12 protein-coding genes are annotated in these 11,413 nt (G+C 67.2%); 9 read left to right on the top strand and 3 right to left on the bottom strand.

Features of this window, described 5'->3' with window-relative positions:
• Positions 1-10: 10 nt before the first annotated feature.
• The 3 genes from HBF25_RS20525 to HBF25_RS20535 form a co-directional block, all read right to left on the bottom strand.
• Positions 11-421 carry a hypothetical protein gene (locus tag HBF25_RS20525; RefSeq protein WP_166952233.1) on the bottom strand — a complete coding sequence of 137 codons (411 nt, stop codon included), beginning with the start codon at positions 419-421 and terminating at the stop codon, positions 11-13.
• Positions 421-888: an Mpo1 family 2-hydroxy fatty acid dioxygenase gene (locus tag HBF25_RS20530; protein WP_166952236.1), complete on the bottom strand. Its 468-nt coding sequence runs from the start codon at positions 886-888 to the stop codon at positions 421-423. Before HBF25_RS20530 ends, HBF25_RS20525 begins: the two co-directional genes overlap by 1 nt.
• Before the next feature lie 114 nt (positions 889-1,002).
• Positions 1,003-1,899, bottom strand: a complete 897-nt coding sequence (locus HBF25_RS20535; protein WP_166952239.1) for a phosphoribosylaminoimidazolesuccinocarboxamide synthase — start codon at positions 1,897-1,899, stop codon at positions 1,003-1,005.
• Between the two features lie 255 nt (positions 1,900-2,154).
• On the opposite strand from HBF25_RS20535, the gene HBF25_RS20540 reads away from it, so the two are divergent.
• The 9 genes from HBF25_RS20540 (at position 2,155) to HBF25_RS20580 (ending at position 11,312) form a co-directional block, all read left to right on the top strand.
• Positions 2,155-2,466, top strand: coding sequence for a c-type cytochrome (locus HBF25_RS20540; protein ID WP_166952242.1), 312 nt, complete (start codon positions 2,155-2,157; stop codon positions 2,464-2,466).
• Complete coding sequence (gene djlA, locus HBF25_RS20545) at positions 2,463-3,266, top strand: co-chaperone DjlA (RefSeq protein ID WP_166952245.1); 804 nt, start codon at positions 2,463-2,465, stop codon at positions 3,264-3,266. The genes HBF25_RS20540 and djlA overlap by 4 nt, the downstream gene beginning before the upstream one ends.
• Positions 3,267-3,483: 217 nt before the next feature.
• The gene (rpe, locus tag HBF25_RS20550; RefSeq protein ID WP_166952248.1) at positions 3,484-4,158 is read left to right on the top strand and encodes a ribulose-phosphate 3-epimerase; all 675 of its coding nucleotides are present in this window, start codon (positions 3,484-3,486) and stop codon (positions 4,156-4,158) included.
• Between the two features lie 77 nt (positions 4,159-4,235).
• Positions 4,236-4,997 (top strand): SEL1-like repeat protein, encoded by a 762-nt coding sequence (locus tag HBF25_RS20555; RefSeq protein ID WP_166952251.1) that lies wholly within the window; start codon positions 4,236-4,238, stop codon positions 4,995-4,997.
• A 451-nt stretch (positions 4,998-5,448) separates the two neighbouring features.
• A complete protein-coding gene (gene pdsR, locus HBF25_RS20560; RefSeq protein WP_166952254.1) occupies positions 5,449-6,138 on the top strand; it encodes a proteobacterial dedicated sortase system response regulator in 690 nt (229 codons plus the stop codon).
• A gap of 97 nt (positions 6,139-6,235) precedes the next feature.
• The gene (locus HBF25_RS20565) at positions 6,236-8,239 is read left to right on the top strand and encodes an ATP-binding protein (RefSeq protein ID WP_166952257.1); all 2,004 of its coding nucleotides are present in this window, start codon (positions 6,236-6,238) and stop codon (positions 8,237-8,239) included.
• Positions 8,240-8,425: 186 nt separating this feature from the next.
• Positions 8,426-9,901 (top strand): anthranilate synthase component I, encoded by a 1,476-nt coding sequence (trpE, locus tag HBF25_RS20570; RefSeq protein ID WP_166952260.1) that lies wholly within the window; start codon positions 8,426-8,428, stop codon positions 9,899-9,901.
• Positions 9,902-9,904: 3 nt separating this feature from the next.
• Complete coding sequence (locus HBF25_RS20575) at positions 9,905-10,576, top strand: hypothetical protein (RefSeq protein WP_166952263.1); 672 nt, start codon at positions 9,905-9,907, stop codon at positions 10,574-10,576.
• Between the two features lie 265 nt (positions 10,577-10,841).
• Entirely contained in the window at positions 10,842-11,312 is a 471-nt protein-coding gene (locus HBF25_RS20580; RefSeq protein ID WP_166952266.1) for a DUF4019 domain-containing protein, read from the top strand.
• The last annotated feature ends 101 nt before the right edge of the window (positions 11,313-11,413 follow it).

Below are 11,413 nucleotides of genomic sequence, written 5' to 3' on the forward strand. Positions count from 1 at the left end.
TAGGGGATTCCTATCGATGGATCGTGGTTCCCACCACCAGCACCACCACCATGACCAGGGCCACGGCCATGCAGGCGCTGGTGGGCTTCACCCGGCGGGCGTCGATGCGCGGCACCAGTCGCCAGATGAGGAGGGCGCCCAGCAGCATGTCGGCCACCAGCACGCCGCGCATCCAGGGCAGGGCGAACAGCGACTGCCCGGCCGCGCTGCCGTGCTGGGCGGCAATCACCAGCCCGCAGGTGGCAACGATGGCCAGGGCCCAGAGCAGGCTGGCCAGGTAGGCCCGGTTGAACACCACGGGCACGCGTTCCAGCCAGCGCAGCGCCGCCCAGACCATCACGGCGGGTATCACCGCGGCGGCGCTGGAATAGATGATCCACCAGATGGCAGCCGAGAGCAGGGTCAGCAGCGATTGCGTCATCAGTAGCTGACGCCGAAGCGACCCAGCGCCTTGCTCATCAGCCACGCGGGGCCGATCAGCAGGTACTGGAGGTCGGTGAAGAAGGAGGGCCGGCGGCCTTCGATCTTGTGGCCGATGAACTGGCCCACCCACGCCACCACGAAGACGCCGATGGCGAGCCAGGCCAGGCCCGTGATGCCCAGGCCCTGGTAAAGGGTGTCGGTGACGAAGGCCAGGATGAGGAAGGCTCCGGCCATGGCCAGGCCGATCTTTCGCGACAGCCGGTAATAGTAGAAACAGAACGCCAGAAACATCGCCAGCACGGCCCACAGGCCCGGGCGCCCCAGCCAGGACGGGACCGGGATCAGCCACACCAGCGCCACGACGGTCCAGGTGATCGCCGGCACGCAGATCCAGTGGATCAGGCGGTTGGTGGGGTTCTGGTGGTCGCGGCTGTAGTTGCCGAACCAGGTAGCTGCATCGCGCATGGGTTGGGTGGTCTGCCTTGGCGGAAAGCGTCCTGCATTGGACGCTTCCACCTTCTACACCGCCCGGGCATCCGGCTCAATTCGCGATGCCGCATTTCGCCACGGGCGGAAGACTCAGCCCAGGCGCAGGTCGGCCAGCTTTGCCAGCGCTTCGGCGTACTTCGCGGCCGTGCCGTCGATGACATCGGCAGGCACCTTCGGAGCCGGCGGCTGCTTGTTCCAGCCAATCCGCTCCAGGTAGTCGCGCACGAACTGCTTGTCGTAGCTGGGCGGGCTGATGCCCACCTGGTATTCGTCGGCCGGCCAGAAACGCGAGGAATCCGGGGTGAGCATCTCGTCCATCACGTGCAGCACGCCGTGTTCGTCGGTACCGAATTCCAGCTTGGTATCGGCGATGATCACACCGCGCTCGGCCGCGTATTCGGCGGCGAAGCGATAGATCTTCAGCGTGGCCTCGCGCACGGCGTTGGCCAGGTCGGCGCCCACGTCGGCCACCACCTTCTCGAAGCTGACATTCTCGTCGTGGTCGCCCACGGCCGCCTTGGTCGACGGGGTGAAGATCGGCTCCGGCAGCTTCTGTGCCTGCTTCAGGCCTTCCGGCAGGCGGATGCCGCAGATATCGCCCGTGGCCTGGTACGACTTCCAGCCCGAACCGATGATGTAGCCGCGTGCGATGGCTTCCACCGGCACCGGCTTCAGGCGCTTGGTGACGACCGCGCGCTTCGCGTACAGCGCCGGATCGACACCGGGCGGCAGCACCGAGGCGACATCCTCGCCGGTGAGGTGATTCGGAATGATATGGGCCGTCTTGGCGAACCAGAAGTTGGAAATCTGGGTGAGCATCTCGCCCTTGCCCGGAATCGGGTCGGGCAGCACCACGTCGAAGGCCGAGAGCCGGTCCGTCGCCACCATGAGCAGGCGGTTGCCGGGCAGGGCGTAGACGTCGCGGACCTTGCCGCGATGGATGAGGTCCAGGCCGGGCAGGTCGGATTGGCTCAGGGTGGTGGGCACGGCGGGGCTCCGGTGAGGCGGGGAATCCCCCCATTGTACCGACCCTGCCTGTAGGAGCGCGCCTCGCGCGCGACAGCCGACGAAGCGAAACCGCCATGGAATCGATAGCTTTGAGGGGGTAGCGCCGTCCAGCGCACCTCTCTGAACCCGGTTGCGCGCAGGCGCGCTCCTACAGATCGCGCGGTGTAGGTGGGGCAGCACGGGGGAGGTGAGGGGCCTGCTAGAATCGGGCGCTTCCGTCCCCACACCTTGTCCATGCGAATCCTGACGACCGCGGCTATCGCCCTGGCCCTCTCCGCCCCCGTCCTCGCCGCGCCGCCCACGAAGCCGGCGCGCCTGGGCCTGTGCGCGGCGTGCCACGGCGAAAACGGCATGGCACGGATTCCCGGGGCGCCGAATCTCGCTGGACAGAAACTCGACTACCTGCGCGAAGCCTTGCACCAGTATCGCGACGGCCGCCGCAACATCCCCGTGATGCGTGCGGCGGTCGGTCCCCTCAATGACGCGGAACTCGACCAGCTTGCCGAGTGGTTCTCCGCACAGACCCCCTCCAGGGCCGCTCCATGAACTTCTCCGGTACGCTCATCGGCGCCGTCATCGGCATGTGGCTCACCCACAACCTGCTCGGCGCCCTCATCGGCGGTGCGCTGGGCTTCATGTTCGACGCCAGTCGCCAGCAACGTCGCCGCACGCCTGCTCAGGGCGGTTACGTGGGGCCGCTGTTCGCGCTGATCGGCGCGGTCGCCAAGGCCGATGGCCGCATTTCCGAAGCGGAAATCGCCATTGCCGAACGCATGATGTCGCGCATGGGCCTCGACCAGGACGAGCGCCGCCGGGCCATCGAGGCGTTCAACGAGGGCAAGCAGCCCGAGTTCAACGCCACTGAAGTCATCGACGAACTGCGCCAGTGGGTTGGCCATCGCCGTGACCACGCCTTCCCAGTGATCGACGTGGTGATCGACACCGTGCTGGCCGAAGGCGCGCCGTCGCCGGAGAAGATGGCGATCCTGCGCCAGCTGGCCTTTGCGCTGCGCGTGAGCGACATGGAGCTTATGGCGCTGATGGCCATGAAGGGCTATGCGTGGAACGCCGGCACGGGCGGTGGCAATCGGTCCTACGGTGGCGGTGGTGGCGGCTACGTGCCTCCCCAGCGGAACACGCAGGGGCCTGATCCTTATGCCGTGCTCGGCATCCAGCGCGACTCCGATGAACGAGCAATCAAGCGCGCCTACCGCAAGCTGATCTCCGAGCACCACCCCGACCGCCTGGGCGACCTGCCGGAAGACATGCGCCGCCGCGCAGAAGCGCGCGCCAGCGAAATCAACGCCGCCTACGAACGCATCAAGGCCGAACGCGGCTTCAAGTAAGCCCTGTCAGCCGCCGCCTTCTGTAGGAGCGCGCCTCGCGCGCGACACCCAACGAAGCAAAAAAGCCGCACCTATCGCCACAAAGCGCAGCTTCCAGATGCCCCCGGATCAGGTACGCCAATAAACCCCGTCCATACCGGTCGCGCGCAAGGCGCGCTCCTACGGAAGCGGACTGCGGTAATCTGGCGGCTTGTGCTGAAACCGAACGGTATCCCCCATGGCCAAGCAATCCCCCATCATCGCCCCGTCCATTCTCTCCGCCGATTTCGCCCGGCTCGGCGAGGACACGCGCAAGGTGCTCGACGCCGGTGCACAGTGGGTGCATTTCGACGTGATGGACAACCACTACGTCCCCAATCTCACCATCGGCCCCATGGTGCTCAAGGCGCTGCGCGACTACGGCATCACCGAGCACATCGACGTGCACCTCATGGTGAAGCCGGTGGATCGCATCGTGCCCGACTTCGCGAAGGCCGGCGCGCGCAGCATCAGCTTCCATCCCGAAGCGTCCGAACATGTGGACCGCACCATCCAGCTCATCAAGGACGAAGGTTGCGAAGCCGGTCTCGTATTCAACCCGGCCACGCCGCTGAACTGGCTCGATCACGTGATCGACAGGATCGACATCGTGCTGATCATGTCGGTGAACCCGGGCTTCGGCGGCCAGAAGTTCATCCCGCATGCGCTGGAGAAGATCCGCCAGGCGCGCGAGCGCATCGATGCCAGCGGCCGCGCCATCCGTCTCGAAGTGGACGGTGGCGTCAACACCGACAATATCGGCCAGATCGCCGCCGCTGGCGCAGACACCTTCGTCGCCGGTTCGGCCATCTTCACGGCCCCCGATTACGCGGACGTGATCCGCCGCATGCACGCGGCGATCGACGCAGGCTGAGTCGCTCCACGGCGAGCCAACGCGACAGGTGATATGTTCCCCTTCGCTCGGGGGAGCGAATCGCGGAGGAACCGCCGATGAAGACGACTGTCGTTCTATCGTTGTGCCTTGGACTGATCCTCGCCGGCAGCGCATCTGCCGGCGAACGCCCGCAACCGTTGCCCGACCAGAAAGACAAAGTGGGTGAGCTGCTTTCGCCCTGTCCAGGCGGCCTGGAGCGCTTCCTGCCTGGCGAATACTACTTCTGCTCGGCAACGCGCCATTACTGGAGCGGCGAATTCGGCGCGGCGCGCGAAAGCCTCAAGGATGCCGCCGCCTGGGCCAGCAAGCCGGCCCAGTACGCCCTGGGCATCATGTACTTCAACGGCGATCGCATGGAGAAAAACCGCCCGCTGGGCCTGGCCTGGCTGGCGCTTTCGGCCGAGCGGCACGACCCCACCTATGAGCCGGCCTTCATTTCCGCCTTTCGCTCGGTATCGCCCGAAGAACTGGCCCAGGCCAACGTCTACTGGAAGGACCTGAAGACGAAGTACGCCGACGAAGTAGCCGCTCCCAGAGCCGAGCGGCGCTTTGATCGCGAGTACCGGCAGATCGCCTGGCTGGCCGACTTCGGCGGGGGCATCTTCATCGATGGCCTCACCTCGCCCAGCGGCATGGCACCCGGCATGGCGGGCGCCCAGAGCGCGCTGTCCTTCACCCGTTTCCTGCAGACGCGAAAGGCGGAGTTCTTCTACGGGTATTCCACCCACGTCACCGTCGGCGACATGCAGCTGGTGCCGATAGGCGATGCCGCGGCGCGCTCGCAAAAAAGCTCCCCCGGCCAACCGGCGGGGGAGTGAAGGGGCTCCGGCTGAAGGAGCGTCCCGAGGGGAAACGGGTCAATCGACGGGAACCGGCGTCCAGGCCCCTCGACCGGCGCACTTCCCTGCGCGCCGGTCGCTCCTGTGCCATCCCTGGCACGTTCCACGAAGTCAGTGCAGACCGAACAGGATGCCCAGCACGAGCGCGCCAAGGGCGAGCATCACCCGCAGGGGTTCGAAGTTGCGTTCCAGTTCGGTGTTGTCGGCGTCGAGCTTGGTCTTCATGGGGTCTCTTCGGAGCGGATCGGGTACGGGCCGCCGTGGTGCCTAGTTCATCGCCCGGTGGGGCGGCGGCAGCGGCGACGCCGGGGCAATCTACAGGCCGTTTATGGCAAAGCCCGGGCAAAGCGGCGTGAAGGGGCTTAATCGCTTGCGGTAAGGCCCTGCGCGTTGCACCCTGCGCACGCCGATTCACTTTACGGAAATACCCATGGCCCGCAGCATCGCCATCGTCGAAGACGAACCCCTGATCCGTGCCAACTATGTCGAGGCGCTCAATCGCTTCGGCTATGAGGCGCGGGGGTACGGCTCGCGCGCCGAGGCATCCAACGCCTTCGCCATGCGTTTGCCGGAGCTGGTGATCATCGACATCGGCCTGGGCGACGAGCCGGAAGGCGGCTTCGACCTGTGCCGCGAACTGCGTGCCAAGTCGGCCACGCTGCCGCTGATCTTCCTCACCGCGCGCGATTCGGATTTCGACGTGATCTCCGGCCTGCGCCTGGGCGCCGACGATTACCTGTCGAAGGACACCAGCCTGCACCAGCTCGCCGCGCGCATCGCGGCGCTGTTCCGCCGCATCGAGTCGCTGAAGACGCCGGCGGCGAGCGAGACGGTGATCGAGCATGGTCCGCTGCGCCTGGAATCCGAGCGCATGCGGGTCACCTGGAACAACATCGAGATTCCGCTCACCGTCACCGAGTTCTGGATGGTGCACACGCTGGTGCGTTTCCCCGGCCACGTGAAGAACCGCGACCAGCTCATGCGCGAAGCGGAACTGGTGGTGGACGATGCCACCATCACCTCGCACATCAAGCGCATCCGCAAGAAGTTCGTGGCGCTGGCGCCAGACTTCGACGCCATCGAAACGGTGCATGGCGTCGGCTACCGCTGGACACCCTGATCGGTCGCTGTAGGAGCGCGCCTCGCGCGCGACCGTCCCTGCGATATCTTCCAGACACCCGGTCGCGCGCAAGGCGCGCTCCTACAACAGCCCTGGTATGACGCTTCGTCGCAAACTTCTTCTCGTCGCCCTCTGCACACTGGCCCTGCCGGTGGCCGGATGGCTGTACGTGCGCCAGATGGAAACCCTGCTGCGCGAAGGCCAGGCGCAGGCACTGGTGGCTTCCGCCCGCGCACTCGCGCGCAGCCTCGTCGTGGTGGACGCGCCGCTGCCGCCGGCCGGCAAATCCTGGTACGTGCAGCGGACCAACGTGCCCATCACCGTCGACGGTTACGGCGATGACTGGGCACCGCTGAGTCCCTGGGCGCAGTCGCTGGATCGCAACGGCCGGGTGATGCTGGCCGAGGACGATCACTGGTTCTACGTCTATGTCGACGTACGCGCGCCATCGCGCCGTCGTGCGGATGCGGGTGATCGCCTGGCCCTCTCGGCCGATCATCTGATCGTGTCCATCGCCAGCGGCGACGATGCGCAGCGCTACCTGCTGGCGAGCGCCGCACCCGGCCCCACCACGGCCATCGCACTTGATCCCGGTGCCGGCGTGCTACCCGACCGGATCAACGCCCAGTGGCAGGAAGACGGCGGCGGCTTTCATGCGGAATTCCGCCTGCCGCGTGGGCTGCGCCTCGATCACTTCGGCATCGGCGTGCACCTGGCCGCCGATGGCGGTGGCGAGCCGTTGTCTGCCGACAACCGGCCGCTGCTCGATTTCTCCACGGCGCTGTCGCAGGAGCTGGCGCGTCTGGCGCCCGATGGCGTGCGGGTGCGCGTGCTGTCGCCCGATGCATGGCTGCTGGGGCAGGCCGGCAAGCTGTCGCTGCCGGACATGCCGGCTGCCGATCGTCCGGGCTGGTTCGCGTCGCTGGTCTACCGTTCGTTGCTCGCCACGCGCCTGGACGATGCCGCTCCCTGGGCCGAGGATGCTCCACGCATCGACCTGCCCGAGGTGCGTCGTGCGCTCCAGCAGGATCACCCCTCCACGGCATGGCGTGCCGGCGAGGCACGCGGCAGCGTGGTGCTGGCGGCGGCGATGCCGGTGACCATGCGCGGCAAGCTGCACGGCGTGGTGCTGCTGGAACAGCCCAGCCGCTCCGTACCGCTGCTGGCGAACCGGGCATTGTTCGGCCTGCTGATCACCAGCTTTGCCGTGCTGCTGGTGGCCGGTGGCGTATTGCTGCTGTTTGCCACGCGGCTCACCTTCCGCCTGCGTCGCCTGCGCAATGCCGCCGAGCGCGCGCAGCGGAACGACGGACGGCTGGACGGCCCCTTCCCCCTCACCGATGCCACCGACGAGCTGGGTGACCTCGCGCGCAGCTTCGAGCGCCTGTTCGAGGTGGTGGGTGGCTATACGGATTACCTGCGAACGCTGGCTTCCAAGCTGTCGCATGAGCTCAATACGCCCCTGGCGATCGTGAAGTCGTCGCTGGACAACCTCGATCATGCCGGCCTGCCGAAGGAGGCCGAGCCCTACCTGGCGCGTGCCCGCGATGGCGTGGCCCGTCTCGGTGCGCTGGTGCGCGCCATGAGCGAGGCCAGCCGCATGGAGCGCGCCATCGCCGCGGCCGAAGCCGAGGACGTAGACCTGGCCGAGATCGTGCGCGGCTGCGCCGAGGGGTATCGCGGGCTGGCCGGCCAGCGGCGTATCCAGACCGAGCTGCCGCCCGGCCCGGTGCGCATGCACGTGGCCCCCGAGCTGATCGCCCAGGCGCTCGACAAGCTGTTCGACAACGCCTTGTCCTTCACCCCGGCCGACGGCTGGCTGCGCATCGGCCTGCGGCCGGTGGCCGACGGCGCCGAGATCGAGCTGGCCAACCAGGGACCGCCCCTGCCGGAGGCCATGCAGGGCCGCCTGTTCGATTCGCTGGTGAGCCTGCGCGACAAGGCCACCCCAGGCGATGCCCCACATCTGGGCCTGGGCCTCTACGTCGTGCGCCTCGTGGCCGAACGCCACAGCGGCACCGCCAGCGCCCGCAACATCGACGACGGCGTCGCCTTCACCCTCCACCTGCGCGGCATGCCCCGACAACGCCTCTCCGTGTAGGCGCGCGCCTGCGCGCAACCGGATAAACCGGAATGGCATCCCCTGTAGGAGCGCGCCTCGCGCGCGACCGGTTTTGGCTTGAACGTTCCGGTTTATCCGGTCGCGCGCAAGGCGCGCTCCTACAGGGGCGTGCCTCTGGTCGTCGGCTGGGCCTACAATCGGGAGTCACCCCTCAATGCACTCCCCATGATCTCCCGCGAACAATTCGACGCCTACGCCGCGCAGGGCCACACCCGCATCCCGCTGGTGCGCGAGGTCTTCTCCGACCTCGATACCCCGCTGTCGGTGTACCTGAAACTGGCCGACGGCCCGTATACCTTCCTGTTCGAGTCGGTCGAGGGCGGCGCCACCTGGGGACGCCACTCCATCATCGGCCTGCCGGCGCGGCGCGTGTATCGCCTGCGCGGCCACGAGCTGGAAGTGGAAGAAAGTGGCGAGGTGGTCGAGCGCCGTCACCTCGACGACCCGCTCGCCGAGATCGAAGTACTGCGCAAGCAGTACGACGTGCCCAGGCTGCCCGGCCTGCCGGACTTCACCGGCGGTCTCGTCGGCTATTTCGGCTTCGAGACCATCGGCTACATCGAAGAACGCCTCGCCCAGTGGGACAAGCGCGACGAACTGGGCACGCCCGACGTCCTGCTCATGCTGGCCGACGAAGTGGCCGTGTTCGACAACCTCAAGGGCCGTCTGTACCTCATCGTGCATGCCGACCCCTCGCGTCCGCAGGCCTACGCGGAAGCCTCGCGCCGCCTCGACGCGCTGGCCTTCCGCCTGCGCCAGGGCGGCGTGTCGTATCCGCAGCTGCTGCAGCCTGCGGCGCTCGATGAATCCGATTTCAAATCCTCGTTCACCCGCGAGGAATACGAAGCCATGGTGCGCACGGCGCAGGAGTACATCCGTGCCGGCGACATCTTCCAGGTGGTGCCCTCGCAGCGCCTGAGCATCGGCTTCAACGCGCGGCCCGTGGACGTCTACCGCGCCCTGCGTGCGATGAATCCCTCGCCGTACATGTTCTTCATCGACATCGGTACCACGCAGATCGTCGGCTCGTCGCCGGAAATCCTCGTGCGCCTGAAGAACGGCCGCGTGGTGCTGCGTCCCATCGCCGGCACGCGTCGCCGTGGCAAGGACGAAGCCGAAGACACCGCGCTCGAAACCGAGCTGCTGGCCGACCCGAAGGAGCGCGCCGAACACCTGATGCTGATCGACCTCGGCCGCAACGACGTGGGCCGGGTGAGCGAGACGGGCACGGTAGAGCTTACGGAATCCTTCGTGGTGGAGCGCTACTCCCACGTGATGCACATCGTGTCCCAGGTGGAAGGCAACCTGAAGGGCGACATGTCGTACATGGACGTCATCAAGGCCACCTTCCCGGCGGGCACGGTCAGCGGCGCGCCGAAGATCCGCGCGCTGGAGATCATTCAGGAGCTGGAACCCTTCAAGCGCAACATCTACGCCGGTGCCATCGGCTGGCTGGGCTGGTGGGGCGATGCGGACACCGCCATCGCGATCCGCACGGCGGTCATCCAGGACGGCCGCCTGCATGTGCAGGCCGGCGGCGGCGTGGTCTACGACTCCGACCCGGGCGCCGAGTGGGAAGAAACCATGAACAAGGGCCGCGCGCTGTTCCGCGCCGTGGCGCAGGCGGCCAAGGGGCTTTAAGCCATGCATACCCGTATCCTCATCGCTGCCGGTTCCATCGCTGTCATGGCCGCCACCAGCAATGCTCCCGTGCAGGCCCGCGAAGCGTGGAGCGACGACGTCGCCTCGCGCACGCAGGCCCTGGCCTTGCTGGAAACCCTCAACGCCGACCTGCTCAGCCATCCCAGCGCCACGCTCACGCTGGAGCGCTGGTGCGGCGATCACGGACTGGCCGGTGAGGCGAAGATCCTCGCCCGGCGCGTGAAGGGACAGGACAAGCCGCTGGCGGATGAAGATCGCAAGACGCTGGGCATCGGCGCCGACGAGCCGGTGCGCTATCGCCGCGTGCAGCTGGCCTGCGGCGAGCATGTGCTTTCCGAGGCGGATAACTGGTATGTCCCCGCGCGGCTTACGCCGGAGATGAACCATATCCTCGACACCACCGACCAGCCGTTCGGCAAGGTCGTGCAGGACCTCCACTTCCGCCGCCAGACGATCAGCGCCGACCTCCTGTGGGCGCCGCTGCCGAAGGGCTGGGAAATGGACACCCCGCTGCCGGCACCGCGTGCGGGCGCGCTGACGATTCCGCACGAGGTGCTGAGGCATCGTGCGGTGCTGTACACGGCCGCCAACGAGCCTTTCAGCCTGGTGGTCGAGACCTACACCTCCGAAGTGCTGGCGTTCGGCAAGCGCTGAGGGGCTAATTTTCGGCTTCGCCGGTCGCGCGCGAGGCGCGCTCCTACAGGGAGGCGCTAGTCTGGTCGTGCTGCTGCTTGATGGTCGCGCGCGAGGCGCGCTCCTACAAGTCGCCGATGTCCTTGTAGGAGCGCGCCTTGCGCGCGACCGGCAAAGCCACAACGCCCGGCCGCGCGACCCCACCACCCAGGCCTAGACCATCAGGCCGATTGCCTCACTGATCCAACGATACGACCCTGTCCCCGTCACCCACGGAGGACATCCCATGAGCGTGTCGAGCTTTCACGGTGCCCGGATCGCCACCGTCACGCCCAGCGCCGCCGCCATCGGCGCGCTGCTCACTGTCGCGGGTACTCCGCGGCTTGGCCCCCAGCCAAACTCCCTCGACAACGCCGTCAGCGGTGCCACCCACTGGGTGCGCCTGGCCGACGGCAGGCGTTCCGATGCCATGTGGCTGGAAGCCGGGGCCTTGATGCAGAAGCGCGTGCCGCGCGGCGAATGGCAACGCTACCTGCGCCGGATACGGATCGACCGCGGGCCGCTGCAATCGCGCGAGTGGTTCGAGGTGACGCGTGTCCGCGATCCCGTGGGCCTGCCGGAAGGCGATTACCTCAACGTGATCTTCATCGCGCACTTCGTCCATGCGACGCAGTACGAGACCGTGTCGTTGGCACCCGGGGCGCAGGGCTGGTTACCGGTCGGGTACGTCGTGCGCCCGGTGCAGCGGGAAGCCTGAGGATGCAGGTATCACAAGCGGAAGCACACACCCTGTAGGAGCGCGCCTTGCGCGCGACCGGACGCTGCGATCATGTTCAACGTTCGCGCAATACCGGTCGC

The sequence above is a fragment of the Luteibacter anthropi genome (assembly GCF_011759365.1).
GTDB lineage: Bacteria > Pseudomonadota > Gammaproteobacteria > Xanthomonadales > Rhodanobacteraceae > Luteibacter > Luteibacter anthropi.